Origin of the sequence: Nocardioides terrae, from assembly GCF_900112345.1 — a bacterium.
In the GTDB taxonomy this organism is placed as follows: Bacteria; Actinomycetota; Actinomycetes; order Propionibacteriales; family Nocardioidaceae; genus Nocardioides; species Nocardioides terrae.
Genome location: NZ_FOLB01000009.1, coordinates 165,053 through 191,870, shown reverse-complemented (window position 1 = coordinate 191,870; position 26,818 = coordinate 165,053). Strand labels below are relative to the sequence as shown.

The window sequence follows — 26,818 nt, the reverse complement described above, 5'->3', positions numbered from 1 at the left end:
CGTGCACGTGATACGCCGGGAATGCCGTCGCTAGATGCGAGGAACGAATAAGACTCGGTAGGTCGAACCTACGCCGCAAATGCTCGGGACACAAACAGGGCTGTGCTGTCGAGGCCAACGAGTGGGCCCCTCGCCGACCCGCACCTGCTGGACCATGGCCGGCTCGGTCCGCGTCGCCCAGCTGTGCCACGAGTTCGGGCTGACCTGGGGATCGCACACCAACAACGACTTCGACATCTCCCTGGCGATGTTCACGCATGTCGGCGCTGCCGCGCCGGGGAGATCACCGCCCTCGACACGTACTGGATCTGGCAGGACGGCCAGGGGCTCACCCAGCAACCGGTCGAGATCCGCGACGGGGCCATCGAGGTTCCCACGGTCCCGGGCCTCGGGGTACGGCTCGACCGCGTGCGCGGGACGGCCTATGCGAGATCAACCGAGCCACGGGGCCCCGCACCACCGCGCCGGGCAGCGGACCCGACACCAGGCCGGACCTGCTGGGCCGAGACGACGATTGACGGGTGCCGACTGCGTCGGCACCCGTCAATCGCAAGAGGGGACTCGTGCGCTCAGTGCGTGTCGGCCGCCTCGGCCGTGGTGACGAAGGACTCGGTGTGGTGGCGTCCGCCGAGCATGAGCGCCGCGATCGCGGCGGCTAGGAGAGCAGCGATCCCACACACCAGGTAGCCGATCGAGTAGGCGTGCGACAGGGCGTGGAAGGCGACGTCCTGGATCGGATTGGGCGGGTTGGGAATGGCGTTGGCGCCCAGCGGGCCGGAGTTGACGGCCCCCTTGAGTGGCGGTGGGATCTCATCGGAGCCGTTGAAGGCGTCCACCGCTTGCTGCAGCTTCGGTGAGGCGGCGATCTTGGCGCTGATCGCATTGGCGGCGTTCGTCAGGGCGATCGCGCCGACGATGGCCGGGCCCAGCGTCAGGCCGAAGTCACGCAGCATGCTGGTGGCCCCGCTCGCCATGCCGGCCCTGTCGGTGGGGACGCTGTTGACGGCGACCACCGTGATGGCCGTGACGGCGATCTTGAAGCCCGCGCCCACAACGAGGAGCGGGACGGCGATGGTCGCGATCGAGGGGTGGTCGGCGGCCGGGAGGGCTGCCAGCGCAACGTCACCGATGCCGATCAAAGCCATGCCGGCGGCGAGCACCCAGCCGGGGTTGTACCGCTGGAGCATCTTGGTGCTGACCGGGAAGAGCACGACGCCCATGATGTTGAGCAGGACGAAGCCGATCGAGGTCTTCAGTGGCGAGTACTCCAGGATCGCCGAGAGCCGGATGCTGGTGGCGTAGGCGGTGCCGAGGTAGGCGAACATGCCGAGCACGGTGACGACGGCGGAGACGGTGAACATCCGGTTGCTGAAGAGCTCGAGCCGGATCAGCGGCTTGTCGACGCGCTGCTCGATGAACACGAACGCCACCAGGAAGACGACGGCCACTACGAAGCTGCCGATGACCTCCACGCTGCCCCAGCCGTCCTCGGCACCCTGAATCACGCCGTAGAGGAGAGCGAACAGGGCAACGGCAATCGTGATCTGGCCCGGCCAGTCGAGCGAGCGGCCGACCGGCGAGGAGGAGTTCTGCGCCACTAGGAGGGTGATCAGCGCGCTGATCACGGCGATCGCAGCCATCGCGAGGAAGGCATAGCGCCAGCTGGCGAACTCTCCCTTGGGGTGGTCGAACTCGGCCAGAAGGCCGCCGATCAACGGTGACATGAAACCACCGGCCGTCAGTCCGGCCGCCCAGATCGAGATGGCGTGAGCGCGGTCGCGGACGGTGTGCGTGCCGGCGGCGATCATCGCCACAGAGGTCGGGAAGATCGCTGCGGCGCCCAGACCGGCGATGACCTGGCCGGTCAGCAGCACGCCGGTGCCGCCGTCGGGTGTGAAGAACCCGAACAGGCCGCCGAGGGCCATCAGCAGAGAGCCGATCGCGAGCAGGCGCTTGCGTCCGAAGAGATCGCCGACGACACCGAAGGAGAGCTCGAAGAGGGTGACGGGCACCAAGAACGCGTCCGATACCCAGGTGAGCTGCGTTGAGGTGGTCCCGAGGTCCTGGTTGATGTAGCCGTTGATGACGGCGGGGATGCTGACGCCCACCTGAGCGACGAAGCAGGCGCCGACAGCGGCCACGAGCGTGCCGGTGGTCAGTCGGGGAAGCATCGCCGGGGCGTTGGAGGCTTCGACGTTGGTACTCATGGATGTGAAGGAAACCACATCGGAAACCCGATGTACAGGTTTCCTGATCATATTCGGTATCGGCCGTAGCCGGAGCTTCATCAGGCCCGCTACGGGGCCTCGCCGGTTCGGGCGCCGGGTCGGCGCAGCGCCTGCCGGCACAACTCGACGGAGCGCCGCAGCTCTCCTGCCTGTGCATCGCTCATGAGGGAGAGCATCTGGTGCTCGAGGGCAGCGACCTGCGGCCGCAGGTGGTCGAGCAGCCCTTGGCCTTCGGGGGTCAGCGCGATGACGAGACGGCGGCGATCCGCGGGGTCGCGGTGCCGCTCGATCAGCTTCCGGCCGATCAAGTTGGTGACCATGTCGGCCATGCTCTGCGCGGTGACGAAGGAGTGCCGTGCCAGATGGGCAGACGTGAGGTCTGGATGCCGCTCGAGCACGGTGAGCGCGGTGTACTGCAGCGCGGTCAGGCCCACCGGCCGGGCGAGCTCGTCCAGCTCCGCACGCACGGCGAGCTCGACCTGCTTCATCAGGTAGAGGAGGGTCGGCGGGGCGGCGGCCTGCTGCCGGCCGGTCGCCTCGGCGGTGTCCGTCATCGGTGCCCTCCTGCGCGCCGGTGGGTCACCGGCGGAATCGTCGGACCATCCTAGAGGCGCTCAGGCAGCCCCAGGACGCCGGCGGCGTTCTGCTTGAGGATGCCCGGGAGCAGCGCAGCGTCGATGCCGAGGTCGGTGAAGTCATCGAGCCATCGCTCGGGGGCGATCAGCGGGTAGTCACTGCCGAAGAGCACCTTGTGACGCAGCATCCCGCCCGCGGCGCGCACCAGCTCCGGCGGGAAGTACTTCGGTCGCCAGCCGGACAGGTCGATGAAGACGTTCGCCTTGTGGGTGGCCATCGAGATCGCTTCGGCCTGCCAGGGCACGGACGGATGAGCCAGGATCACCGTGAGGCCGGGGAAGTCGGCCGCGACGTCGTCGAGCAACAGTGGGTTGGAGTAGCGAAGCTTGATGCCGCGGCCGCCCGGCAGCCCGGCTCCGATGCCGTTCTGACCGGTGTGGAAGAGGGCCGGCACCCCGAGCTCTTCGAGGGCGGCCCAGAGTGGGGTGAAGGCCGGGTCGTCGGGGGAGAAGGCCTGGAGGCTGGGGTGGAACTTGAACCCCCGGACGCCGTAGTCGTCGACGAGGAGTCGGGCCCGTCGTACCGCGGCCACGCCCTGATGCGGGTCGACGGAACCGAACGGGATCAGCACGTCGGCGTGCGCGGCAGCCGCCTCGGCGATCTCCTCGCTCGACAGGGCTGGGTGGCCGGTCGCCGTCGTGGCGTCCACGGTGAACACCACGGCCGCCATCCCGGCCGCCCGGTAGCGAGCGGCGAGATCGTCGACCGTGGGCGTCCGGTTCTCCGCGCCCTTGAAGTACGCCGCGGACGCATCCATCAGCTCATCGTCCAGCGAGTGGTGCCCGTGACCGTCCGCCTCGACATGCACATGGACGTCGAGCGCACTGATCGCCTCCACGTCGACTCGGGGCTCGTAGCGGGTCGTCGTCACGAAGTGGCCTCTCGAAGTCGGGACTTCACGAGCTTGCCGGACGCGTTGTGCGGCAGCTCGGACAGGAAGACGACGGACTTCGGCAGCTTGTAGCGCGCCAGCCGGCCGTCGAGATGGGCGAGCACCGCAGCGGTGTCGAGCCGAGCGCCCTCGCGAAGCACCACGAACGCACGGCCCACCTCACCCCACGTCTCGTCGGTGACGCCGATGACGGCGCACTCGGCGATGTCGGGATGGCTGTGCAATGCCTGCTCGACCTCGACGGGATAGACGTTCTCGCCGCCGGAGATGTACATGTCCTTGAGACGGTCGACGATACGCACATAGCCCTCCTCATCCCGGACGGCCAGATCGCCGGTGTGCAGCCAGTCCTCCTCGAAGGCGGCGGCCGTCGTCTCGTCGTCGCGCCAGTAGCCGGGGGAGACGTTCGGTCCGGAGACGAGCACCTCGCCCGTCTCACCGACCTCCGCCTCGCGCTCGCCGTGCACGACGCGGACGTCGGTGAAGAAGCAGGGGGTGCCGGCCGAGCCGACCTTGCGGACGCCGTCGGCGGCACGCAGCATCGTGGTGCCGGGCGACGCCTCCGTCAGGCCATAGCCCTGGACGATCATCAGACCGCGGTCGAGCCAGGTGTGCAGCAGCGACTCGGGGATCGGCGCGCCGCCGCTCAACGCCAGGCGCAGGCTGTCGAGGTCTGCCTCGCGGAACCGCGGAGAAGCGGCCAGGGCCAGATACATCGAGGTGACGCCGAACAGCAGGCTGACGCGGTGGGACTCGATGAGGTCGATGGCGCGCGCCGGGTCGAACTTCGCCTCGATGAGCGCGGTTCCGCCCTTGAGGATGGTGGGGAACAGCACCTGGTTCAGCGCTGCGGTGTGGAACAGCGGGGCGGTGACGAGGGCGATCTCCTCGCTGGTCAGGTCGACGTCGACGAGCAGGTTGTAGACGTTCCACACGACGTTCCCGTGGGTCAGCATCACGCCCTTGGGACGACCGCTGGTCCCGGACGTGTACTGGATCATGAAGAGGTCGTCGAGTGCGATCGGCTCGTCGATCTCGGTCTCGTCCTCAGCCATCAGCGCCTGGAGTCCGGTGCCGCCCGCTCTCGAGAAGCCGACCACGTCCATCCCGAGACCGGTGATCGCGGGGTCGTTCGTCGGGCCTGCCAGCGCGTCCTCGACCAGGAGCAGGCCGGAGCCGCTGTGGCCGAGCACCTGCGCCAGCTCGGGCGTCGCCAGCCGGGTGTTCACCGGCACGAAGACCGCGCCGAGCTGTGCGGTCGCGAACATCGCCACGACCAGCTCCACCGAGTTGAGGCCGAGGAAGGCGACCCGGTCGCCGTGCCCGATGCCGCGCCGACGCAGCCCGTGGGCCAGTCGGGTGGTGGCTCGGTGGAGGTCGGCGTACGTCGTCGGCACGCCGTCCTGGACCAGGGCTGCCTGGGCGGGCGTCATCCGCGCGCGGCGCCGGGTCCACGACCCGAGCCCGTTGTCCCTCATCGTTGGTCACCTTCCTCGGCGAGCTCGCGCAGGTCGGTCAGCCCGACACGCTGCTTGAGCGCGAGCAGCTCGCGCAGCGCGCGATCGCGCCGGGCCAGGACGTCGCGCTCGCGGCCGCCCATCTCCGCGGTCACACCGCTGACGAGCTGCTCGTTGAGGTCGGGGGTGAGCTCGGGCGAGCCCAGGTCGTTCCACCAGTCCACCATCGGCGGTCCCAGGTGCTCGAGCACGTGGGCCATGCCGCCGGGTCCACCGGAGAGGTGCTGGGTGGCGATCGGACCGAGGAGCGCCCAGCGCAGGCCCGGCCCCGAGGCGACCGCCTGGTCGAGGTCGGCAACCGTGATGGCCCCCCGCCGTACCAGGTCGTAGGCCTCGCGCCACAACGCCGACTGGAGCCGGTTGACCACGTGACCGGGCAGCTCGGCCCGCACGCGCACCGGGCGGCGTCCGAGCAGCACCATCGCGGCCATGGTCGCCTCGATGGCCTCCTCGGAGGTCGCCCTGCCGCCGACCACCTCGACGAGCGGCACCAGATGCGGCGGGTTGAAGGGGTGTGCCACGACCACACGCTCGGGGTTGCCGCAGGCGTCCTGGAACGCGCTCGGGCCGAAGCCGGAGGAGCTGCTGGCGATCACCACGTCGCTCGGGGTGGCGGCGTCGAGGGTGGCGAAGAGGTCGCGCTTCACGTCGACACGCTCCGGCCCCGCCTCGAGGACGAGGTCGGCCTGTGCGGCCGCCGTCGCGGCATCGCCGTGGACGGTCAGCCGCTCGAGCGCCGCGGGCTCGGTGTCGAGCTCGACGAGGTGGTCGGCGACGGCGGCGCGGAGCCGGTTCTCCGCCGCTGGGTCGGGGTCGGCCGCGTGGACGGTCAGCCCCTTGGCCAGGGCGAGCGCCGCCCAGCTGCCGCCGATCGATCCGGCGCCGACGACGGCGACGGTGGTGATCTCGGTCCTCACGCGTGAACCCCCTGGTTCTGAGCGGTCCGGTGGACGCGCTCGCGTGCGAACGCGATGAACGGGTCGATGACCCTCGGGTCCGCGAGGGCGTCGCGGCTGACCACCTGCGCGACCGGCGTGCCCTGCAGGATGCGCTTGACCGGCAGCTCGAGCTTCTTGCCGGTGAGGTTGCGCGGAATCGCCGGTACGCCGATCACCCGGTCCGGGACATGGCGCGGTGAGAGACCCGTGCGCAGGGCGGTGCGGATCACGCCCGTCAGCCGCTCGTCCAGCTCGGCTTGGGTGGCCACGAAGAGGATGAGATCGCCGTTGCCGCCGGCGGGGTCCTCGAGGTGGACGACGAGACTGTCGTTCACGCCGGGCAGCTCCTCGACGACGCGGTAGAACTCCGCGGTGCCGAGCCGGACGCCACCCCGGTTGAGCGTGGCGTCGCTGCGGCCGGTGACCACGCAGCTGCCGTCGGCGTGGAAGACGATCCAGTCGCCGTGCCGCCAGATGCCGGGATAGGTGTCGAAGTAGGTGTCCCGCAGCCGGGTCCCGTCCTCGTCGCCCCACAGGCCGACCGGCATGGACGGCATCGGTGAGGTCACGACGAGCTCACCCGGCTCACCGGTGACTTCCTGGCCGGCCTCGTCGTAGGCGTGAGCATCGACGGCCAGCGCGCGGCCGGAGATCATCCCGGCCCTGACGGGCAGCAGCGGGTTGTTCTGCACCAGACCGCTGCAGACGTCAGTGCCGCCGCTGCCGACGTTGAGCTGGACCCGCGGGCCGAGCTGCGCACCGATCCACGCGTACCCCTCCGGCGGAAGCGGAGAGCCGGCCGAGCCGACGACTCGGATGCGCAGGTCCAGGCCGTGCAGGTCGAGGCCGGCGGCGCGGCAGGCCATCACGAAACCGGGGCTGGCGCCCATCAGGGTCGCCCCCGTCTGCTCGGCCAGCCGCCACTGCCAGGCGAGATCTGGGTACGCCGGGTCACCGTCGATCATCACGATCGAGGCGCCGACCAGGAGGCCGGAGACCAGTGCGTTCCACATCATCCAGGCGGTGGTGGAGTACCACAGCATCACGTCTCCGGGGCCGAGGTCCCACGAGAGGGCATGGTTCTTCAGGTGCTCCAGCGTGATGCCGCCGTGGCCGTGCACGATCGCCTTCGGCTTGCCGGTGGTGCCGGAGGAGAACAGCACGACGAGCGGGTGGTCGAACGGCACCGGCGTGGTGTCGTGGATCGGCTCGGTCGCTCCGACGAGCAGTGTCCGCCATGAGGTGGCGCCGGCGACGCGCCAGTCGCCGTACTCGATGTCGAGGACGTGGCGGACGCTCGGCAGCGCGGCCGCGATCTCGGCAGCCTGCTCACGGCGGTCGATCGGCTTGGCGCCGTACTGGTAGCCACCCGCCACGAGCAGCACGACCGGCTCCACCTGGCCGAACCTGTCGATCACGCTGCGCGGGCCGAACTCGATCGCGCAGCTCGTCCACACCGCGCCCAGCCCGGCCGCAGCCAGGAAGGCGACCAGCGCCTCGGGCGTGTTGGGCAGATAGCCGGCGACCCGGTCGCCCGGCCTCACCCCGAGGTCGACGAGGGCGCGCCGGGCGCGAGCAACCTGGTCGCGCAGCTCTCGCCAGGTCAGGTCGACGTCCGCTCGCGCTTGCGAGCGGCCGAAGACGGCGACGGTGTCCTCGATGCTGTCACCGGCGCCTCGAAGCGCCTGCTCGGCGTAGTTGAGCAGCGAGTCCGGGAACCACGCCGCGCCAGGCATCGTCCGCTCGGACAGGACTGCGCTGCGCTCGCCATGATCGATCACGCCGAAGAAGTCCCACACCGCCGACCAGAAGCCGTCGAGGTCCTCGACCGACCAACGCCAGAGCGCGTCGTGGTCGCGCACGTCCAGACCACGGTCCTCCCGCACCCAGCTCAGGAATCGGCCGACCTGGGTGGTCTCCAGGACGTCCGCGGGCGGACTCCAGAGGACGTCGCCGGTCTGCACGCTCATCGTTCGGTCACCTTCTGGGCACGGCCCTCGAGGAAGGCCTGCATCCGCTGCTTGGCGTCGTCGGTGCCTTGCGCGATGGCAGCCATCATCGACTCCATCACGTAGCCCTCGTTCGGGCTCGCCTCGGCGATTCGGGGGAGCGCCTGGACGATCGCGTAGTTGGTCTGCGGCGCGTTGTCAGCGATCCGCGTCGCCAGCTCGAGCGCGAGGTCCAAGCCGCCCCCGTCCTCTGTGAGGTACTGGGAGAGGCCCAGCGCCGCGCCCTCCTCGGCGCTGTAGCGGCGGCCCGTCAGCATCAGGTCGGCCATGCGGGCCACGCCGATCAGGCGGGGAATGCGGACGGAGCCGCCGCCCCCCACGAACAGGCCCCGCATGCCCTCCGGTAGGGCGTAGAACGTCGAGCGTTCGGCGATCCGGATGTGCGTCGCCGCGGCCAGCTCCAGCCCTCCGCCCACCACGGCACCCTTCAGCGCGGAGACTACGGGGACCGGACCGAACTCGACCTGCTCGAAGACCCGGTGCCACATCCGCGAGTGGCGCACACCCGCGAGCGAGTCGCGCTCGGCCATCTCGCCCAGGTCGAGGCCGGCACAGAAGTGATCGCCATCGGCGTCGATCACCACCGAGCGGACCTCGGCCGGAAGAGCGGTGAAGAACCGCTCGATCCCGAGAACCGTCTCGTCGCTGAGCGCGTTGCGCTTCTCCGGCCGCGCCAGGGTGAGGATCGCGACCTTGTCCACGCGCGATGCGCGCAGGGTCCGAGGGAGCTCGGCGAACGGGTGTGACACAAGGCCTCCAGAATCGACAGGTTTCCTGATTATTGAACCAGGCCTGCCGTGCCGACGCAACCAGCACGCTCGCGGGCAAGCGGATGCCGGGCGGCCCGATACGTTCGCTACACGCCGCCCCTTCTCGTCGGCGGCTGGGGCGAGAGGTGTCCCGGCGAAGCCTCCTGCTGGCTCTTGTCGGCCAAGACATCTCCGGCTCGCTCACACCCGCGATGCAGGAGCGGGAGGGCGACATGCACGGGCTGCGCATCAGCTACCGCATCATCGACGCGGGTATCCACAGGATGGGAGCCGAGGACCTGCCCGGCATTCTCGCCTGGGCAGAGCGCTTCGGGTTCGACGGGCTCAACATCACCCATCCGTTCAAGCAGGCGGTGATCCCCCTGCTCGACGAGCTCTCAGGCGACGCAACGGACCTGGGGGCGGTCAATACGATCGTCTTCGGCAACGGCCGCCGCATCGGTCGAACACCGACTGGTGGGGCTATGGCCGCGCGTTCCGCGCGGTGCTGCCCGACGCGGTGACGGACCGCGCCGTCGTCGTCGGTGCCGGCGGGGCAGGAGTGGCGGTCGGTTACGCCCTGCTCGAGCAGGGCGCCGAGCACGTCGAGTTCTTCGACGTAGACCCAGCGCGTGCTGGTGCGTGTGCTTCACGCCTGTCGACAAAGTTCGGTCGTCATCGCGTGGCGGTCGCCGACCGACTCGCTCCTGCTCTCGAGCGGGCCGGAGGCGTCGTCAACGCGACCCCCGTCGGGATGCTCGGCCACGAGGGGCTGCCTGTTCCCGAGGCCCTCCTACGGCCCGAGCTCTGGGTCTCCGACGTGGTCTACTTTCCGCTCGAGACAGAGTTGATCCGCCTCGCGCGTGACCGTGGTTGCCGCGTCGTACCCGGAGGCGGGATGGCGGTCCAGCAGGCTGTCGGCGCATTCGAGTACTTCACCGGCGAAGTCGCAGACCCTGTCCGGATGACCGCGCACTTCGATGAGCTGACGACTGAGGGCTGAATGCGTCCTCGTCGCCATGTCCGGGTGTGGGCCGCTGTCGCCGGTGTCGTACGGCTGGCTTCGCCAGGATGCGTGCCGACGTCTCGATCCCTGCGGGCGTCTCGGGCTCTGTTTGTGCAGCCCATGCCGAACGACTGGTGGTCCCCTCACCTGGACGGGCATCGGTCCCGCAGCCACACCCTCACGGGGCGGTCGCCCGGACGCCCCGGTCGAGCATCGCGCGCGGTAGGGTCGCGACATGCCGGCTGTTGGGACGGGCCCGGCCCGCAGGGCCGTATCGTTCTGGCTCAGTGGCACCGCACAACCTGAAGCAGATCGGGTTGTTCGATCTGAACAGGTGAAGGGGCGCAGCGGCATGGAACTGGACATCGCGCGTGTGGGATCGGAGCTGAGCCCGAGGGGCTCGGTGGACCTCGTCAGCCGGCAGCAGCTGGTCGACGCAGGACGTGAGGTGCTGGCCGAGCACCAGTCGCTGACCTTGAACATGAAGGCCGTCGACTTCATGGACTCCGTCGGGCTCGGAGCGCTCATCGAGCTCGCCAAGCTGGCGTCAGCAGCCGGTGGCAGCCTCGCCGTGATCGAGCCGTCGCGGTCCGTGCACCGTCTCCTGACGGTCACCGGCCTCGCCGACGCCTGGCCGCCAGCTGAGTCGCCGGCTGAGCCACCGTCCGACGGCGGAAGATGACCGCCGATGTCGCGGCCGCGACAGCCAGCCCCGGTCCGGATGGCAGCCCCGAGACGTATCCGGGGCTGAGCGCGCGGCTGGAGGAGGTCCGCACGGCGATGCACGCCGACACCGCGACGGTCCTGGTCCTGGACCGCACCAGGACGCTCCTCGAGCCGGCCGCGACCGTCGGCCTGGACCGCACACTGCGTCGTGCCCGTCGCGTCCCCCTCGGGGAGGGTTTCGCCGGACGCGTCGCGCAGGCTCGCCAACCCGTGGCGCTCACCCGGGTCGACAGCTCGACGGTCGTCAACCCGGTCCTGCTGGCGCACGGGGTGCAGTCGCTGCTCGGGGTTCCGATCATGGCGGGCAGCGAGCTCCTCGGTGTCCTCCACGTCGGCTTCATGAAGCGGCACCCGGCGAGCGACGACGAGAAGCGACTGCTCACCAAGTTCGCCGACCGCCTGGGCGCCGTGCTTCACGACCGCTTCGTCGACGCCGAGCAGACGGCCGCGCTCGCGTTGCAGCGCAGCCTCCTGCCCACCGTGGTGGGCACGCCCAACGGCATCTCCATCGCGGCTCGCTACGTCCCGGCCGACGGGGACCTCGGCGGCGACTGGTACGACGTCTTCGAGCTGCCCGACGGTCGGCTCGGCCTGGTGATGGGTGACGTCGTCGGCCACGGGCTCGCGTCAGCCATCGTGATGGGCCGGCTGCGCAGTGTCCTTCGCGCGTATGCGCTGGACCACGAGAATCCCGCCGAGGTGCTGTGGCGCCTGGATCGCAAGATCTGCCACTTCGAGCCCGATGCCCTGGCCACCGTCATCTTCGGCGTCTCCGAGCCGCCGTTCACCCAGTGGCTGTTCAGCTCGGCCGGGCACTATGCGCCGCTGATCGGCAGACCGGGCGCGCCCGTGGTGTCCGCGCAGCTCCCGAACGACCGGCTGCTCGGAGTGTCGCCCCACGCGCCGAGGCAGAGCACCCTGGTGACCGTGCCGGCCGGCGGGTTCCTCTGCCTCTACACCGACGGCCTCGTGGAGCGACGGCCGACGGCCCAGGACTCGTCAGCCGACCTCATCGGTGCGAACACGGCTCGACTGGCGGGCGCGCTCGGGGACGCCACCGACCCGGAGATGTCCTGCATCCGAGCACTGGCCGAGGTGGTCGGCGACCACGTCGCCGAGGACGACATCGCGATCCTGGTGGCCCACATCTCCGGTGACGCAGGCGCGACCGGCCCGATGTCCGCGGCGGCCTCGAGCGGCTAGGTCAGCCGTCGACGCCGGCCGCTGTCCGGTCCGGCGACACCCATGCGTCGCTGAGCCCGGTGACCTCCAGGACGCGGCGGGCTCGCGGCGACAGCTCCGCCACGACGAACGGCCGGGCGAGCGCCTCGGACGCCTTGCTGAGCTCGACGATCGCGCCGATGCCGACCGAGTCGATGAACTCGACGCCGCTGAGATCCAGCGTGATGGAGTCGCCTCCGTCGAGGACCTCCCTACCGGCGTCGACCAGGCTCTGGCGGCTCACCAGGTCGATGGAGCCGACGAGCTTCAGCGTCGTGCCGGTGCGGGTGATGGTCAGCTCCATGGCTGGTCTCCTGTCGGTGATGGCGTTCGGTGGTTGCGAGGTGGAGTCAGCCGGCCAGCCGGAACCACACCGTCTTCCCGCGGGTCGTCGTGTGGATGCCCCAGGCGCTCGCGAGCATTTGGACGATGCGAAGCCCGCGGCCGCCCACCGCGTCCGGATCGGCGTCCCCGGCCGGGAACCGCGGCAGGTCGTCGCTGCCGTCGCTGACCTCGACGATGAGCTGTCCGTCGGCGGCCAGGACGGAGAGGGACAGGGGCGGCGCTCCGTGCATCACCGCGTTGCTGACGACCTCGGAGGTCAGCAGCTCGGCGTCGGCCGCCAGGTCGGGGCGGACGTCGGATCCTTCGGCACGGACCATCGACCGGGCCTGGGCCGCCGCCTGAGGCACGAAGGCCAGCGAGATGTCGACGCGGTGAGCGTCGTCAGGGTGCCCGGGCAGTGCTCGCTCCACCACGTCAACCTTCACAGATCTCCGGCGCGCGACCGTCGGCGCCAGGCAGAAAATAGCGGCTCGGTCGGGACGGGCCCACCGTCGGGGTGCGGTCCATGACCCAGTCGGTATCGTGCGCGCCGTTGCTGTGCGGTGATCGCAGGCCGCGGACGCGGTCGTCTCCGTGCAAGGGAAGGAGGTCGAGTCCACGCCATGACGTCGATGTACCCGCTTCCCGCCGACCACACCCGTGACGAACCGCTCATCTGGGGCGGCCAGGAGCCCGTGGTCCTGCTGGTGGAGGACGACCCCGGCGATGCGCTCCTGGTGGAGGAGCTCGTCGCGGACTGTCGGCCGGGCATGAAGCTGCAGTGGGCGCGGTCGATGGCCGCCGCTCGCGAGGCGCTGGCCGGCGCGATCCCGGACTGCATCCTGTTGGACCTCCACCTGCCGGACTCGCACGGCATGGACGCCCTCACCGCGATCAAGGAGTGGTCCGACGGTGTGGCCGTGGTGGTTCTGACCGGCCTGGCCGAGGAGGACAGCGGACTCGCGGCGGTCGCCGCCGGCGCGCAGGACTACCTCGTCAAGGGGCGGGTGGACGCGGAGTGGCTCAGCCGAGCCGTCCGCTATGCGATGCAACGCAAGCAGACCGAGCAGTCCGCGGTCGCCCTGCAGGCCAGTCAGCTCCTCGCGCGGGAGAACGCGCGACTGGAGCGGGGCCTGCTCCCCAAGCCGCTCCTGAACGGTGGTCGCGGTCTCCGGGTCGCCAGCCGCTACCACCCGGGCCGCGCCCAGGCGCTCCTGGGCGGCGACTTCTACGACGTCGTCGAGTGCGCGGACGGCAGCGTCGAGATGCTCATCGGCGACGTCTCCGGCCACGGACCTGACGAGGCGGCCGTCGGCGTCGCCCTGCGGATCGCCTGGCGCACGCTCGTGCTGAGCGGCGTCGACCCGTCCGAGAGGCTGCGCAGGCTGGACGAGATCCTCGCCGCCGAGCGCCCGGAGGAGCACATCTTCGCGACGCTGAGCTGTGTCTCGCTGTCGCCCGACCGGCGCCACGCCCGCGTGGTCCGGGCCGGCCACCCCGGCCTGATGCTGCGCTCCGGCGGATGCACCGAGTGGATCGAGGTCGAAGGCGGGCCGGCCCTCGGCATCCTGCCGGACGCCGAGTGGCCCGAGCACGAGCTGGTCCTCCCGGCCGACGGCTGGGAGCTGGTGCTGTTCACCGACGGCCTCTTCGAGGGCCACTCCGGCGCTGGAGCCGACCGGCTGGGCGAGGACGGCCTGCTCGCGATGGCGCGACGGATCGGGACGGCCGACGCCCAGGAGTTCGTCGACGCGCTCATCGGTGGCGCGCAGGAGGCCGCGGCGACCCACGGCGGGCTCGACGACGACGTCGCCGTACTCGCCATGCAGTGGAGCCCGGCGTGACCGGGCCGTCGGCCGAGGCGCCTGACCGCCGTCGCGGCGACCCGCGGATGACGGTCCAGGGCTGGTTCCTCCTCGTCCTCGCCGTCATGAGCGTCCTGGTGGCGTTGGGGACGGCGGTCGGCTCGCAGATGCTGCACCGGACCCAGGTCGCCTCGGACCGGCTCGTCCAGCGGGTCCAGCCCGCCCAGGCCGAGGCCTATCGGCTGCAGGCGGCGCTCATCGACCAGGAGACCGGTGCGCGCGGCTACGCCCTGACCGTGGACCGCCAGTTCCTCCAGCCCTACACCCAGGGCCACGACGACGAGAAGGCGTCGGCGGCCAGGCTCCGGGGGCTCCTCTCCGGCGATGCCGACCTGCTGGTCGACCTGCGGAGGATCGAGGACGCCGCGGCCGCTTGGCGGCGCGACTACGCGGACCCGCTCGTCGCCGGAGCGACGGCCGACCGGCGGCAGGAGCTGGACCGGGCCGCCGCGACGGAGGCGAAGGGAGCGTTCGACCGGATCCGCCGCCTCTTCGACGCCCAGAACGCCGGCCTGGCCGAGGCACGCGACGCGGGGGTCGCCGACCTCGGGCACGCCCGCGCGGTGCGGAACGGCGTCCTGACCGGGCTGGTCGGGCTGTTCTTCGTGACGACCATCGGCATGACGCTGCTCCTCTGGCTGCTCGTCATCCGTCCGCTGGCCATCCTCAGCGGCTCCACGCGGCAGATCGCGGGAGGCGACTTCGACCACCCCATCTCCCGCAACGGTCCTCGCGACATCCGCGCCGTCGCGAGCGACGTGGACAGCATGCGGCACCGCATCATGGACGAGCTGGGCTCGTCGCGCGAGCTCGCCGCGGACCTCGACGCCCAGGCGCTGGAGCTCCGGCGGTCGAACGCCGAGCTCGAGCAGTTCGCCTACGTGGCCTCCCACGACCTGCAGGAGCCGCTGCGCAAGGTGGCGTCGTTCTGCCAGCTCCTGGAGAAGCGGTACGGCGACAGCCTCGACGAGCGCGGCCAGCAGTACATCGACTTCGCCGTGGACGGCGCGAAGCGGATGCAGGTGCTGATCACCGACCTGCTCACCTTCTCGCGGGTCGGACGGGTCAACGACACCGATGAGCCGGTCGGCCTGGACCCGACCCTCGACAAGGCCCTGGTCAACCTCGCGAGCGCGGTCGAGGAGTCCGGGGCGGTGCTCGAGCGGCCGGGCGAGCTGCCGGTGGTCGACGGCGATCCGACGCTGCTGGTGATGCTCTGGCAGAACCTCGTGGGCAACGCGATCAAGTTCCGCGTCCCCGAGCGGCCGTCGGTCATCACCGTCGACTGCGTCCCCGATCCCGACGCGCCCGACGACGGCTGGCTGCTCACGGTGACCGACAACGGCATCGGCATCCCGCCCGAGTTCGCGGAGAAGGTCTTCGTGATCTTCCAGCGGCTGCACGGCCGCGACAGCTACTCCGGGACCGGCATCGGTCTGTCGCTGTGCAAGAAGATCGTCGACCACCACGGCGGACGGATCTGGATCGACACCACCTATGCCGCAGGCACCCGCATCTGCTTCACTCTCCCGGCGCACTCCGTCGCCGGTCGCGGCGACCGCAGCGCCGTGCCGCTCGAGGAAGGAAGCAACGCATGAGCCCTGCCGCACAGCCGATCGAGGTCCTGCTCGTCGAGGACGACCCCGGCGACGAGCTGATGACCCGGGAGGCGTTCGAGGACAACAAGATCGGCAACACCCTCCACGTCGTGCGCGACGGCGAGGAGGCGCTGGACTTCCTCTACCGACGCGGTTCACACGCTTCGGCGCCGCGCCCGGACCTGATCCTGCTGGACCTCAACCTGCCCAAGTACGACGGGCGCGAGGTGCTCCAGCAGATCAAGTCCGACGAGGACCTGGCCCACATCCCCGTCGTCGTCCTCACCACCTCCTCGGCCGAGGAGGACATCCTGCGCAGCTACAAGCTGCACGCGAACGCCTACGTCACCAAGCCGGTCGACCTGGACCAGTTCATCGCCGCAGTGCGCCAGATCGACGAGTTCTTCGTGACCGTCGTACGCCTGCCTGGACGCGACCAGTAGCCCGTCAGGCGCCCGTCAGCGGCCCGTCGGATCAGCGGGACGCTCGCCGGGTCGACGCGGCGGCGACCGCTCCCGGACGGCGGACCCAGTCGACGGGGAGCGTGATGCCGTCGAGCCCGACCCCCTGGTAGATGAGGCGATAGGCGTCGGGCTCCGTGCGCCGCTGCTGGTCGAAGAGGCGGTTCAGGTTCGCCCACAGCGGGATGCTGCGGTCGGACCCGAGGTACTCGCCCTCTCCGGTCCCGGGAAGCACGTTCGGGTGGAGACCCGAGGCGGAGAGCAGGCGTCGGGCCCGAGCGTCCATGATCATGACGACCGACTCCATGCCGTTGGCCCGGGCGGCGGTCACGATGCCGTGGTAGAGGGCGGCCGAGGCCAGCGTGGTGACCTCCGGCGCCCGTCGTACGGCGATCGTCGCCACGTCCCACGTGCGCTCCGGGTCGATCCCGGCGGCGCGCGCCGACCGGGCACCGTCGGTGAACCACGGGGCGCGGGCGACATCGTTGAGGGTCTTCAGCCCGGCCGGACCCGGCACGATGAACCGGCTGGTGGCGACCGCCTCGCCGCTCTCGTCCAGCACGGTCATGAAGCCGGTGGCGTCGGCGTAGGGGCCGTACTCGCGCTCGAAGTCCTCCGCGGTGTTGCCGAAGGTGTGCAGGAAGACCTCGGCCTCGCAGGCGAGCGCGGCCTCGAGGTCGTCCCCCTCCGGGTCGAGGACCAGTCGCAGCGGCGTGCCGTTCATCCGGATCTCCTGTTCTCCGCGGCGTCCTCGGCAGCGGTCTCTGTGTCGGTCCACTCCTGCATCCAACGCTCGACGGCGGCCGCCGGCATCGGCCGGGCGACCTGGTAGCCCTGGATGATGTCGACGCCCATCGCGGCTAGCTGGGCGAGGTTGGTGGCGTCCTCGACGCCCTCGGCCACGGTGCGCATGTCCAGCGCGTGGGCGAGCTGGATGGTCGAGGACACGATCAGCCGGCTGCGGTCGTCCGTGGGGACGTCGCGGACCAGCGAGCGGTCGATCTTCAGCTCCTGCACGGGCAGGTTGCGGAGGTAGGCCAGCGACGAGAACCCCGTGCCGTAGTCGTCGATGGAGACCTGGATGCCGCGGTCGCGGAGCTCGAGCAGCACGTCGCGCGCCCGCTCCGGATCGGCCAGGAAGGAGTCCTCGGTGACCTCGAGGACCAGTCGGTCAGGCGGGACGTCCCACTCCTGCAGGGCCGCATAGAGCCGGGGGAGGAAGGACTGGCTGAGCAGCTCGGGCGGGGCGCAGTTGATCGCCACCCGCAGGTCGAGTCCGGCGGCCAGCAGCCGTTGCAGGTCGCGCACGGCGTGCCAGGCGATGTCGTCCGACAGCAGGCCCATCAGTCCGGCCCGGCGCGCGGCGGGCAGGAACGCGACCGGGCTGAGCACCCCCTGCAGCGGGTGGCGCCACCGCACCAGCGCCTCCAGGGCGCTGACCCTCATGGTGCGGGCGTCCAGCTGCGGCTGGTACCAGACCTCGATCTGCCCCTCGGCGATCCCCTTGCGCAGCTCCTCGGCCAGCTCCAGCCGCGAGCGGGAGAACTCGTCGAGGTGGGCGTCGTACACGGCGGCACCGGACCGCGAGCTCTTCGCCTGGTACATCGCCACGTCCGCGCGGCGCAGGACCTCGCCGCTGTCGGTGTCGGCGTCCTCGACCACGGTGATGCCGATCGAGCCCCCAGGGCCGATCTCGATGCCGTCGACCACGAGCGGCTCGGCCAGCGCGTGCAGCACGCGGTGGGCGGTCTCCACCAGCTCGATCTGGTCGACCGTCTCCAGCAGGATCGCGAACTCGTCGCCGCCGAGCCGCGCCACCATCGCCTCGCTGCCGAGCGCCTGCTGCATGCGGAACCCCACGAACTTCAGCACGCTGTCGCCCGCGTGGTGGCCGAGGGTGTCGTTGATCTCCTTGAAGCCGTCGAGGTCGAGGAGCATCAGCGCCAGCGGCCGCCGGTCGCTCAGGCTCTCCATGAGGCGCGCGCGGACGGCGCGCCGGTTGGGCAGGTTGGTGAGGTCGTCGGTCTGGGACAGGGCGAACGCCTCGGCGGCCCGGTTGGCGTCGCGCAGCGCGAGCACCATCCGCGCCCCCACGGCGGCCAGGGTCAGGACCGCCGGCGGCACCGTGTAGAACGCCAGGGCGTCGTCGGGGCGGATCGTGAGCACCGCCAGCGCGAGGGCCCCGGCGGGAACCAGCAGGCGCGTCCCGGCGGCCTTGGGGATCGCCCGCATCACCCGCTGCTCGGGACGGCAGGCGGCCGCGACCAGGAGCGCCCATCCGGCTCCCCAGAGCGCGTTGCTCGTGTTGCCGAAGTCGTACGTCGGCGCCGAGACCTGCAGCGCGAAGCCGGAGTCCCCACCGGCCAACAGGACGAAGGCCGCGCCCATCATCAGCGTCCGGCGGCTGTCGGTGCGGGCCTGCAGCAGGTGCTGGCCGAGCACGACCAGGGCGAGCGCCAGGTCGGCCAGCGGATACATCAGCGCCAGCAGCAGGGCGAGCCCTTCGGCGCCGGACGCGAGCCGGATCGGGGTGACCAGGAGCAGCGACGCCAGGCACGAGGACACCCCGCAGATGACCGCGACGTCGAGCCAGCCCCGCGCCTGGGAGCCCTGGCGCCTCTCCACGTCGATCATGAGGTAGCCAGCCAGACCGAGGTAGGAGACCAGGAACAGCCACTCGCCGGGCGCCGGGAAGTGGGTCTGCTCCTCCAGGCTCGCCGCGTTGACCGTCATCGAGCCCAGCGACCAGGTGGCGACGGTGATCAGGAGCACCAGCAGTGGCAGGCGGCGGCCTCGGTAGAGCGCGGCGGCCAGGGCCAGCCGCAGCATGAGCAGCAGAAAGAAGGCGGTCAGCGTCGTCAGCAGGATCGCCTGACCGGTCCGGTAGGAGGCGGTCGTGGCGATCTGGTTGGCCGTCCACCCGCCGATGAGGACGACCAGCGACAGTCGGGCGGCCGCGGTGTGGGCGACGGCCGTCCGGCTCACGGGCTGCGCGCCCGCTGAGCCGGTGCGGTCAGCACCGATCGTCGGTCGTCGGGACGCCCCGGGAATCGCGCCAGGACTTCTGGCACTGCGTCTCATCTGCTCCCCTTACCCCGTGCGCTCATCGAGTAGCGTCTCGAGGCTCTCGAGCAGCATGTCCACGTCGGCCTGCGTGGTCCGCGGGTTGACGAAGCAGAGCCTCAGCACCGTCTCACCCGCGTACGTCGTCGGGGTGACGAGGCCCAGGCCGCTGAACCGCGCCCTGCTCGACCAGTGCGCGTAGTCCGCCGCGCCCCATCCGCTGCGACGCAGGAGCACCACCGAGAGCCGCGGCTCGGCGGCGAGCTCCAGCACCGGGCTCGTATCGACCTGCTTGGCGGCGTACCCGGCCGTCGCGAGACACCGCTCGACCGCGTCGACGTAGGCGTCGGTCCCGTTGGCCAGCAGCGATGCCCACAGGGGCAGGCCGCGCGCCCGCCGGGTGAGGTGCACCGCGTAGTCGGCCGGGTTGTCGGCGTCGTCGCCCTCGACGGCGTCGAGGTAGTGGGCGCTCTGGCGGTGCGCGGCGCGGGCCACCGCCGGCTCGCGGTAGACGACGGCGGCGCAGTCGAACGGGGTGAAGAGCCACTTGTGCGGGTCGATCGTGACCGAGTCGGCCCTCTCGATCCCGGCGAAGGCCTCCCGTCGGGCCGGCGCGAGCATCGCGGCTCCGCCGTACGCGGCGTCGACGTGCAGCCAGATCCGTCGGCTCGAGCAGCAGTCGGCGATCTCGTCCAGAGCGTCGACGAGGCCGGTGTTCGTCGCCCCCGCACTCGCCACGACGGCGACCACGTCCGACGGGTCCAGGCCGGCGAGGACGGCCTCCACGTCGGCGGCACGCAGCACCGCGTCGGGCGTGCCGGCCACCGCGACCTCACAGCCCATGGTCTCGGCCGCCGACCGCACCGAGGAGTGCGCCGACGCACCCGCCACGACGACCCCGGGCGGTCTGCCCGACGCCGAGGTCCGGCCGTGCCGAGCGGCGACGAGAGCGCTGAGGTTGGCCAGGGAGCCGCCACTGACGAAGGTTCCGTGCGCATCAGAGGGGTAGCCCATCGCGCTGCAGAGCCAGCCGATCGCGGCCCGCTCGGCGGCCACGACGGCGCCGGCCTCCAGCTCGCTGCCGCCGTAGACCGACGCCGCCGACAACGCGGCGTCGGCGAGCACGGCGGCGGGCGTCGGCGCGCCTCCCACGAACGCGAGGTAGCGGGGGTGGTCGGTCGGGAAGGTCGTCGGCAGGACCTCGTCCCGCACGGTCTCCCAGGCGGCCGCCGTCCCGACTCCCTCAGCGGTCAGCTCGGGGAGGGCCGCCCGACCATCGTGAGGACCGTGGGACCGGTGCGGGGCGACCTCCGGCGGGCCGGACAGTCGTTCGCCGATCCACCGCGCGACGTCAGCGAGGACCTCCTGGTCCTGGGGCACGAACTCATGCATGGCGGCCCGAGGGCGCACAGAAGCAAGGGGCGACGGATCTGCGAGACATGGTCGGTGGTACCCAGATCCTGTCGGCCCCGTGCCGTCGAGCCCTACGACACGCCGCGATCGGCCGGCTGATAGCCGGGGCGACTTGCGGGCACCGCCCCCGCATCTAGGCAAGGAGCGTCGTGGAGACACAACACGGCGAGAGCGACTCGTGGGCGGTCCTCTCGCTTCGGCAGGTCCCCACGGCGGCGAGGCACGCCCGCGCGGCGATGTCCTCCGTCCTCGTCCGTCTCGGGCTGGGCCGCCAGTTCCGGGCGGACGCGGAACTGGTGTTGAACGAGCTGGTCGCCAACGCGGTCGAGCACGGCTCCGCGGACCGCGAGGGGATGATCGAGGCGGCGTGGCGTCTCACCCCCGACCGGCTGGTCCTCCGGGTCCGGGACAGCGGCAAGGCGGCACGACTGGAGCCGGGAACGCTGGAGCACGGGCACGGCGGGCCGAATGTCCGTGGGCGCGGGCTCGCCATCGTCGACGCGGTGAGCAGCGCCTGGTCCTACGAGGTGGGCCTCGACGGCACCGAGGTGACAGCGGTCCTGATGCGCGGCGACCATTCCTGACCTCAACCGACCTCGACCGACACCGACTCGGCGTCGTCGCGACATCCGCGCCTGACTCGGCTATTTTGGCCGCGTGGTCCTCGCCGAACGTCTCAACCTGACCGCCCGTGGACCGGCCGATGCTCCAGCGCTCGTGTTCGTGCACGGGTTCGGGTGCGGTCAGGACATGTGGCGCCACGTCGCCCCGGCCTTCGAGGATGACTTCCGGGTCGTCCTCTTCGACCTGCCCGGGTCCGGAGCGGCCGCCCCGTCGACGTACGACCCGGTGCGCCACGGCAGCCTGGAGGGCTACCGCGACGACGTCATCGCCCTGCTCGACGAGGTGGGCCTGAGCTCGGTCGTTCTCGTCGGCCACTCGGTGTCGGCGATGATCGCGGTCCTGGTCCAGATCGCCCGCCCGGACCTCGTCGAGCGCCTGGTGCTCGTGACGCCGTCGGCCCGTTACCTGGACGACGGCTCCTACGTCGGTGGCTTCTCCGGGTCGGACATCGACGAGCTGCTCGACCTGATGAGCCGCAACCACCTCGGGTGGCAGAACCCGCTCGCCGCGCTGGTAGCGGGGCCGGACTCGCCGAGCGTGCAGGACGAGCTCGAGCGGACCTTCTGCCGCACGCGCCCGGAGGTGGCCGCCGAGTTCGCGGCCGTCACCTTCCGCGGCGACAACCGCGCCGACCTGCCCCACGTGTCGGTCCCCACCCTGGTCCTGCAGAGCAGGGAGGACTCCGTCGCCCCGATGAGCGCGGGCCTCTACGTCAGGGACAACGTGCCGGACTGCGAGCTCGAGGTGCTGGAGACCCTCGGCCACTGCCCGCAGCTCACCGCCCCGGAGGAGACGGCGAAGGCGCTGCGCTCCTTCGTCGGAAGGGCCCGCACGGAGCGAACGGCATGACCGACCGCCGCGGAGGCGGCGGTCGCAACGTCACCCAGCCCCCCGACGTCGACGTGGACCTCTTCGAGGACGCCCCTTGCGGCTACCTCCTGACCGACCGGACCGGCCTCGTCACCGCCGCGAACGCCGAGTTCCTGCGCCTGGTCGGGCTGGACCACGATGAGCTGGTCGGCCGGCGGACGCTGGCGTCGCTGCTTCCGGTCGGCGCCCGGATCTACCTCGAGACCCACCTCCTCCCGGTGATCGCGTACGACGGCTCCGTGCGTGAGGTCTCCCTCGACCTCGTCCGCCCGGACGGCGTGCGCGTCCCCGTGCTGCTCAACGCGGCCACCATCGACCGGTCGGCGGGGTCCGCGGACCTCTCGCTGCGCGCGGTCTTCTTCGAGACGCGCGACAGGCACCGCTACGAGCAGGACCTGCTCGCCGCCACGGCGGCGGCCGAGCAGGCGCGGCTCGAAGCCACCCGGCTGGCCCAGACCCTCCAGCAGACCCTGATCCCGCCGGCCCCACCGGCGATCCCGCACCTCTCCGTCGCCGCGACCTACCGGCCGGCAGGCGACGGCACCACCGTCGGCGGTGACTTCTACGACTTCTTCGAGATCGACGCCGCCAGCTGGATGATCGTGCTGGGCGACGTGAGCGGGAAGGGCGTCGAGGCGGCAGTGGTGACCTCGTTCGTGCGCTACACGGTGCGCGCGCTGACCGTCGGGCTCCGCGACCCGGCGGCCATCCTGCGGTCCCTCGACCGGGCGCTGCACGCCCACGAGACGACGCGCTACTGCACCCTCGTCCTTGCGAACCTCACCCGGGACGACGACGGCTGGACGATCCGGCTCAGCCTCGCCGGCCATCCGCCCGCCCTGCTCCGGGACCCCGACGGCCGGGTCGTGGAGCTCGGCGCGTTCGGCAGCCCGGTCGGCTTGCTCGACGACCCGGAGTTCCACACCGTCGAGCACCGGCTCGGCGCCGAGACGGTCACGCTCTACACCGATGGCGTCACCGAGGCGCGCTACCGGCGCCGGCTCTACGGCGACCTGCGCCTGGGCGACCTGCTCGCGTCACTCCCTCCCGGCCCGGCCGAGATCACCGAGGGCATCGCCGACGCGGTGCTCGCCTACCAGCACGGCGACGCCAGCGACGACATCGCCATCGTCAGCTTCGGCGCCCTGCCCTGAGTTCCGGGCACCCCTGGGGCGGCTCCTGAGGCCGGGCTAGTCTGCCCTCGACAGTGAGCCGCGTCACGCCCTTCCGGAGGTCATCGTGTTCGTCCCGTTCAGCGTCAACGACTTCCTCGACCGGGCCGTGCAGGTGTACGGCGACCGGGTCGGTGTCATCGACGAGCCCGACCAGCCGGCCGCCTCACTCGGTGAGCTGACCTACTGCGAGATCGGGGAGCTGGCGCGGCGGCAGGCCGCGAAGCTCGACGAGCTGGGCGTCGGCTTCGGCGAACGGGTCGCGGTGGTCAGCCACAACAGCGCGCGGCTGCTGACGTCGTTCTTCGGCGTGTCCGGCTACGGCCGGGTCCTGGTTCCGATCAACTTCCGGCTCCGGCCCGACGAGGTGAAGTACATCGTCGGCCACAGCGGGGCCAAGGTCCTCTACGTCGACCCCGAGCTGGACGAGGCGCTCGCCGACGTGACCGCGCAGCACCGCTTCGTGCTGGGCGAGGACGACGACCTCTACGCCGCGCCCGGTGTCGAGCCCCGGCCCTGGGAGCACGACGAGAGCGCGACGGCGACGATCAACTACACCTCCGGGACCACGGCCCGCCCCAAGGGCGTGCAGATCACCCACCGCAATCTGTGGACCAACGCGGTGACCTTCGCCCTGCACGCCGGGGTCAACGACCGCGACGTCTACCTCCACACGCTGCCGCAGTTCCACGCCAACGGGTGGGGCATGCCGTTCGCGGCCACGGGGCTCGGCGTCAAGCACGTGATCCTGCGCAAGGTCGACGGGGCCGAGATCCTGCGGCGCGTCCGCGACCACGGCGTCACCTACCTGTGTGCCGCTCCTGCCGTCGCCGCCGCCGTCCTCGACGCCGCCCAGGACTGGGAGGGCGAGATCCCCGGGCGCGACAGGGTGCGCATCATCATGGCCGGCGCCCCGCCGCCGACGAAGACGGTCGTGCGGGTCGAGGAGGAGCTCGGCTGGGAGTTCGTCCAGATCTACGGGCTCACCGAGACCTCGCCGCTGCTCACCATCAACCGCACCCGTGCCGAGTGGGACGACCTCGACGCGCACGAGCGGGCGGTCAGGCTGACCCGGGCCGGCGCACCCGCCCTCGGCTGCACGCTGTCCGTCGACCCCGAGGGCGAGGTGCTCGCCCGCTCCAACGTCGTGCTCGAGGGCTACTGGGAGCAGCCCGAGGAGACCGCCCGCGCCCTCAAGGACGGCTGGTTCCACACCGGCGACGGCGGCACGATCGGTGAGGACGGCTACCTCACGATCAGCGACCGCAAGAAGGACGTGATCATCACCGGCGGCGAGAACGTCAGCTCCATCGAGGTCGAGGACGTCCTCTTCTCCCATCCCGCCGTCGCCGAGGTCGCCGTCATCGGCGTGCCCAGCGAGAAGTGGGGGGAGACGATCAAGGCGCTCGTGGTCCTCGCGCTCGGGGCGTCCGCCACCGAGGACGAGCTGATCGCCTGGTGCAAGGAGAAGGCCGCCGGCTACAAGGCGCCGACGTCCGTGGAGTTCCGCGACGAGCTGGCGCGTACGGCGACCGGCAAGCTGCAGAAGTTCAAGCTGCGTGCGCCCTACTGGGAGGGCTACGGCCGGCAGGTCAACTGACCGGCTGGAGCAGCCCCTCGGCGCGCAGGGCGTCCTGGAGCGGCCCCGGCCGGATCCAGACGAGGTAGAACCCGTCCATCCGAGCCTGCAGCGGGACCGACCCGGGCCGGCCTGCCGCGGGGGAGGTCTCGCAGGCGACCACCACGTCGGCGTCGCGGTCGGAGCCGAGGACCGTCGGCAGGAGCAGCCAGGCGAACCGGTTGCGCAGGCCCTTCTCCTCGTCGCTGCGGCCCGGGCACTCCTTGAAGTAGGAGACCGACGTGCCGGGATGGTCGTGCACGATGCCCACGACCATGGCCCGGACGGGGGCGGCCGGGTTGCGCAGCTCGTGGAAGGCGTCCGAGGCGACGTTCGCGCTGGCGGTCCCCGCCGCCCCGAGCACCAGCACCGCACCGAGCACGACCGCCGGGCGGTGCCTGGCCACGAGCAGGAGGGCGACGGGCACCAGCGCCACGAGGCTGGCGATCAGCCAGAACCGGGTGTCGTCGGTGAAGGTCGGCAGCGTCCCGGTCGGGACGGGGTGGTCAGGCCGGGCCCAGTGGAACGCGGCGACGCCGGGGGCGTGGGCGGGCGTGACCGAGCCGCCGGTCGGAGCCTGCGGCGCGAGCCAGAGCAGGGTGACCGCCACGACCGCCAGGCTCAGTACGGCGCTCGCCCGCACCTCCCACCGGCGCGCGCCTCGCACGACCGCGGCGAGGGCGACCAGCAGGACCAGGGCGAACAGCGGGTCGACGTACCGCCCGTAGATCCAGACGTCGAGGCGGACCAGGCGGGTGGTCGGGTGGAGCCATTTCGGCTGGGCCCAGTCGATCGCGCTGCCCGCGAACATCGCGCCGACCGCGAGGACGAGGAAGAGAGCCGGACCGGCGATCCGGCGGCGGGCCTCGCCGAACGCGAGCGCCGCGATCACGACCACCCCGAGGGAGACCAGCCCGAACGTCGAGACCAGCTGCGACCAGGACTCGCCGACGATCGTGCGGGCGAGCAGCCCCGGCCGCAACGCCCCGCCGAAGCTCCCGCCCTGGTGGAAGCCGCTGGCCAGCCGCACGATGCGCAGCGCCGTCCAGCGGGCGATCCCGGACATGACCAGCACCGACACCAGGCCGACGAGACCGATGCGCAGGTGGCGGACCGCGAGGAGCACGAACCAGACCGCCGTCGCGACGACCAGCGTGGGCATCCGGGCGTGGGTGAAGTAGCTCAGCGCCACGAGGAGCGAGACCAGCAGCGCCCGGCCGTACGTCGGCCGCTCGCTGAGGCGGACCACCGCCAGCATGGCCAGCGCGACGACGAGGAAGAGCGGCTTCTCGGCGAGCAGGTACTCGGCCTGGACGGTGCGCGCCGGCACCGCCATCACGATCCCGGCCACCGCCAGCGCCTGGGGCGTGGTCAGGCCGAACCGGGTCGCGATCCGGGTCAACGGCCACAGCGCCACCAGCCCGATCGCGGTGCTGACCAGCAGCGCAACCCGGTAGAACGTCGCCGGGTCGGAGGTGAACCACCAGATCGGCGAGACGAGGATGGCCGACAGGGGGAAGTAGCCGGCTCCGCCCACCTCCGGGGTGGCCAGGCCGAGCAGGGCCCGGCCGGGCATCAGGCTCGCGACCTCGTCGAGGTTGAAGGACGGTGTGCCGGCCGCGAAGGAGCTGCGCAGCACCCAGACGTGGCCGAGGACCGCGACCGCCACGCACACCCAGGCGGCGACCCACCAGCCGCGCGTGGCGCTTCGGGCTCCGCCCGGGTCGGGCGCCTCGACGGAGGTGGCTGCCATCGGTGGTGGCTCCTGGACGGTCGGCGGGGTGGGCGCTCGCGCGCATGACGGAGAGAAGTCAACACGCCGACGCTCCTCAGCCCCAACCGGACGCGCCGCCGCTGCGTCGCTCGCCGGCTCGCTCGCTAGCCTGTG

At 71.3% G+C, this 26,818-nt stretch carries 24 protein-coding genes; 11 read left to right on the top strand and 13 right to left on the bottom strand.

Annotation, left to right across the window (positions count from 1 at the left end; genetic code table 11):
* Positions 1–569: 569 nt before the first annotated feature.
* The 7 genes from BM236_RS13465 to BM236_RS13435 all read right to left on the bottom strand — a co-directional run bounded on the left by BM236_RS13465 (position 570) and on the right by BM236_RS13435 (position 8,969).
* Positions 570–2,207 (bottom strand): MFS transporter, encoded by a 1,638-nt coding sequence (locus tag BM236_RS13465; protein WP_217645336.1) that lies wholly within the window; start codon positions 2,205–2,207, stop codon positions 570–572.
* An 89-nt stretch (positions 2,208–2,296) separates the two neighbouring features.
* Positions 2,297–2,782, bottom strand: a complete 486-nt coding sequence (locus BM236_RS13460; protein ID WP_091124661.1) for a MarR family winged helix-turn-helix transcriptional regulator — start codon at positions 2,780–2,782, stop codon at positions 2,297–2,299.
* Positions 2,783–2,832: 50 nt separating this feature from the next.
* Positions 2,833–3,702, bottom strand: a complete 870-nt coding sequence (locus tag BM236_RS13455; RefSeq protein WP_425434200.1) for an amidohydrolase family protein — start codon at positions 3,700–3,702, stop codon at positions 2,833–2,835.
* A gap of 29 nt (positions 3,703–3,731) precedes the next feature.
* A complete protein-coding gene (locus tag BM236_RS13450) occupies positions 3,732–5,234 on the bottom strand; it encodes an acyl-CoA synthetase (RefSeq protein WP_091124657.1) in 1,503 nt (500 codons plus the stop codon).
* Positions 5,231–6,190 carry a 3-hydroxyacyl-CoA dehydrogenase NAD-binding domain-containing protein gene (locus tag BM236_RS13445; RefSeq protein WP_091124654.1) on the bottom strand — a complete coding sequence of 320 codons (960 nt, stop codon included), beginning with the start codon at positions 6,188–6,190 and terminating at the stop codon, positions 5,231–5,233. Before BM236_RS13445 ends, BM236_RS13450 begins: the two co-directional genes overlap by 4 nt.
* On the bottom strand, positions 6,187–8,181 hold the full coding sequence (locus BM236_RS13440; protein WP_091124651.1) for an acetoacetate--CoA ligase: 1,995 nt from the start codon (positions 8,179–8,181) through the stop codon (positions 6,187–6,189). The genes BM236_RS13445 and BM236_RS13440 overlap by 4 nt, the downstream gene beginning before the upstream one ends.
* Positions 8,178–8,969 (bottom strand): crotonase/enoyl-CoA hydratase family protein, encoded by a 792-nt coding sequence (locus BM236_RS13435; protein WP_091124648.1) that lies wholly within the window; start codon positions 8,967–8,969, stop codon positions 8,178–8,180. Before BM236_RS13435 ends, BM236_RS13440 begins: the two co-directional genes overlap by 4 nt.
* Positions 8,970–9,001: 32 nt before the next feature.
* On the opposite strand from BM236_RS13435, the gene BM236_RS19405 reads away from it, so the two are divergent.
* The 4 genes from BM236_RS19405 to BM236_RS13420 all read left to right on the top strand — a co-directional run bounded on the left by BM236_RS19405 (position 9,002) and on the right by BM236_RS13420 (position 11,904).
* On the top strand, positions 9,002–9,493 hold the full coding sequence (locus tag BM236_RS19405; protein WP_245750329.1) for a hypothetical protein: 492 nt from the start codon (positions 9,002–9,004) through the stop codon (positions 9,491–9,493).
* Positions 9,475–9,972, top strand: coding sequence for a hypothetical protein (locus BM236_RS19400; protein ID WP_245750328.1), 498 nt, complete (start codon positions 9,475–9,477; stop codon positions 9,970–9,972). The genes BM236_RS19405 and BM236_RS19400 overlap by 19 nt, the downstream gene beginning before the upstream one ends.
* A gap of 355 nt (positions 9,973–10,327) precedes the next feature.
* Complete coding sequence (locus BM236_RS13425; RefSeq protein WP_175507682.1) at positions 10,328–10,657, top strand: STAS domain-containing protein; 330 nt, start codon at positions 10,328–10,330, stop codon at positions 10,655–10,657.
* Positions 10,654–11,904: a PP2C family protein-serine/threonine phosphatase gene (locus BM236_RS13420; protein ID WP_091124643.1), complete on the top strand. Its 1,251-nt coding sequence runs from the start codon at positions 10,654–10,656 to the stop codon at positions 11,902–11,904. The genes BM236_RS13425 and BM236_RS13420 overlap by 4 nt, the downstream gene beginning before the upstream one ends.
* Before the next feature lies 1 nt (position 11,905).
* Here BM236_RS13420 and BM236_RS13415 read toward each other — a convergent pair whose 3' ends face one another.
* Positions 11,906–12,226, bottom strand: coding sequence for an STAS domain-containing protein (locus BM236_RS13415; protein WP_091124642.1), 321 nt, complete (start codon positions 12,224–12,226; stop codon positions 11,906–11,908).
* Between the two features lie 46 nt (positions 12,227–12,272).
* The gene (locus BM236_RS13410; protein WP_091124639.1) at positions 12,273–12,677 is read right to left on the bottom strand and encodes an ATP-binding protein; all 405 of its coding nucleotides are present in this window, start codon (positions 12,675–12,677) and stop codon (positions 12,273–12,275) included.
* 192 nt (positions 12,678–12,869) lie between these two features.
* On the opposite strand from BM236_RS13410, the gene BM236_RS13405 reads away from it, so the two are divergent.
* The 3 genes from BM236_RS13405 to BM236_RS13395 are packed head-to-tail and all read left to right on the top strand — an operon-like array spanning position 12,870 to position 16,152.
* Positions 12,870–14,090: a PP2C family protein-serine/threonine phosphatase gene (locus tag BM236_RS13405; RefSeq protein ID WP_091124638.1), complete on the top strand. Its 1,221-nt coding sequence runs from the start codon at positions 12,870–12,872 to the stop codon at positions 14,088–14,090.
* The gene (locus BM236_RS13400; protein ID WP_245750327.1) at positions 14,087–15,709 is read left to right on the top strand and encodes a sensor histidine kinase; all 1,623 of its coding nucleotides are present in this window, start codon (positions 14,087–14,089) and stop codon (positions 15,707–15,709) included. Before BM236_RS13405 ends, BM236_RS13400 begins: the two co-directional genes overlap by 4 nt.
* On the top strand, positions 15,706–16,152 hold the full coding sequence (locus BM236_RS13395) for a response regulator (RefSeq protein ID WP_091124635.1): 447 nt from the start codon (positions 15,706–15,708) through the stop codon (positions 16,150–16,152). The genes BM236_RS13400 and BM236_RS13395 overlap by 4 nt, the downstream gene beginning before the upstream one ends.
* A gap of 31 nt (positions 16,153–16,183) precedes the next feature.
* Here the strand turns inward: BM236_RS13395 and BM236_RS13390 are convergent, their stop codons facing one another.
* The 3 genes from BM236_RS13390 to BM236_RS13380 all read right to left on the bottom strand — a co-directional run bounded on the left by BM236_RS13390 (position 16,184) and on the right by BM236_RS13380 (position 20,613).
* A complete protein-coding gene (locus tag BM236_RS13390; RefSeq protein WP_091124632.1) occupies positions 16,184–16,894 on the bottom strand; it encodes a hypothetical protein in 711 nt (236 codons plus the stop codon).
* The gene (locus tag BM236_RS13385) at positions 16,891–19,155 is read right to left on the bottom strand and encodes a putative bifunctional diguanylate cyclase/phosphodiesterase (RefSeq protein WP_175507681.1); all 2,265 of its coding nucleotides are present in this window, start codon (positions 19,153–19,155) and stop codon (positions 16,891–16,893) included. Before BM236_RS13385 ends, BM236_RS13390 begins: the two co-directional genes overlap by 4 nt.
* A 105-nt stretch (positions 19,156–19,260) precedes the next feature.
* Entirely contained in the window at positions 19,261–20,613 is a 1,353-nt protein-coding gene (locus tag BM236_RS13380; RefSeq protein WP_217645335.1) for a pyridoxal phosphate-dependent decarboxylase family protein, read from the bottom strand.
* Positions 20,614–20,795: 182 nt separating this feature from the next.
* Here BM236_RS13380 and BM236_RS13375 point away from each other — a divergent pair, with 182 nt between their 5' ends.
* The 4 genes from BM236_RS13375 (at position 20,796) to BM236_RS13360 (ending at position 24,912) form a co-directional block, all read left to right on the top strand.
* The gene (locus BM236_RS13375) at positions 20,796–21,230 is read left to right on the top strand and encodes an ATP-binding protein (RefSeq protein WP_139230108.1); all 435 of its coding nucleotides are present in this window, start codon (positions 20,796–20,798) and stop codon (positions 21,228–21,230) included.
* 73 nt (positions 21,231–21,303) lie between these two features.
* Positions 21,304–22,119 carry an alpha/beta fold hydrolase gene (locus tag BM236_RS13370; RefSeq protein ID WP_091124626.1) on the top strand — a complete coding sequence of 272 codons (816 nt, stop codon included), beginning with the start codon at positions 21,304–21,306 and terminating at the stop codon, positions 22,117–22,119.
* The gene (locus tag BM236_RS13365; protein ID WP_091124624.1) at positions 22,116–23,294 is read left to right on the top strand and encodes a PP2C family protein-serine/threonine phosphatase; all 1,179 of its coding nucleotides are present in this window, start codon (positions 22,116–22,118) and stop codon (positions 23,292–23,294) included. Before BM236_RS13370 ends, BM236_RS13365 begins: the two co-directional genes overlap by 4 nt.
* An 85-nt stretch (positions 23,295–23,379) precedes the next feature.
* Positions 23,380–24,912 carry an AMP-binding protein gene (locus BM236_RS13360; protein WP_091124622.1) on the top strand — a complete coding sequence of 511 codons (1,533 nt, stop codon included), beginning with the start codon at positions 23,380–23,382 and terminating at the stop codon, positions 24,910–24,912.
* On the opposite strand, the gene BM236_RS13355 is transcribed toward BM236_RS13360, so the two are convergent.
* Complete coding sequence (locus BM236_RS13355; RefSeq protein WP_091124619.1) at positions 24,905–26,683, bottom strand: hypothetical protein; 1,779 nt, start codon at positions 26,681–26,683, stop codon at positions 24,905–24,907. The genes BM236_RS13360 and BM236_RS13355 overlap by 8 nt on opposite strands.
* Positions 26,684–26,818: the final 135 nt, after the last annotated feature.

What these genes read in the sequence shown, in the direction of transcription:
- BM236_RS13460 (WP_091124661.1), bottom strand. Translation starts at nt 2,782, where the DNA reads ATGACGGACACCGCCGAGGCGACCGGCCGGCAGCAGGCCGCCGCCCCG.
- BM236_RS13390 (WP_091124632.1), bottom strand. Translation starts at nt 16,894, where the DNA reads ATGAACGGCACGCCGCTGCGACTGGTCCTCGACCCGGAGGGGGACGAC.
- BM236_RS13355 (WP_091124619.1), bottom strand. Translation starts at nt 26,683, where the DNA reads ATGGCAGCCACCTCCGTCGAGGCGCCCGACCCGGGCGGAGCCCGAAGC.
- BM236_RS13415 (WP_091124642.1), bottom strand. Translation starts at nt 12,226, where the DNA reads ATGGAGCTGACCATCACCCGCACCGGCACGACGCTGAAGCTCGTCGGC.
- BM236_RS13440 (WP_091124651.1), bottom strand. Translation starts at nt 8,181, where the DNA reads ATGAGCGTGCAGACCGGCGACGTCCTCTGGAGTCCGCCCGCGGACGTC.
- BM236_RS13450 (WP_091124657.1), bottom strand. Translation starts at nt 5,234, where the DNA reads ATGAGGGACAACGGGCTCGGGTCGTGGACCCGGCGCCGCGCGCGGATG.
- BM236_RS13405 (WP_091124638.1), top strand. Translation starts at nt 12,870, where the DNA reads ATGACGTCGATGTACCCGCTTCCCGCCGACCACACCCGTGACGAACCG.
- BM236_RS13425 (WP_175507682.1), top strand. Translation starts at nt 10,328, where the DNA reads ATGGAACTGGACATCGCGCGTGTGGGATCGGAGCTGAGCCCGAGGGGC.
- BM236_RS13365 (WP_091124624.1), top strand. Translation starts at nt 22,116, where the DNA reads ATGACCGACCGCCGCGGAGGCGGCGGTCGCAACGTCACCCAGCCCCCC.
- BM236_RS13395 (WP_091124635.1), top strand. Translation starts at nt 15,706, where the DNA reads ATGAGCCCTGCCGCACAGCCGATCGAGGTCCTGCTCGTCGAGGACGAC.
- BM236_RS13465 (WP_217645336.1), bottom strand. Translation starts at nt 2,207, where the DNA reads ATGAGTACCAACGTCGAAGCCTCCAACGCCCCGGCGATGCTTCCCCGA.
- BM236_RS13420 (WP_091124643.1), top strand. Translation starts at nt 10,654, where the DNA reads ATGACCGCCGATGTCGCGGCCGCGACAGCCAGCCCCGGTCCGGATGGC.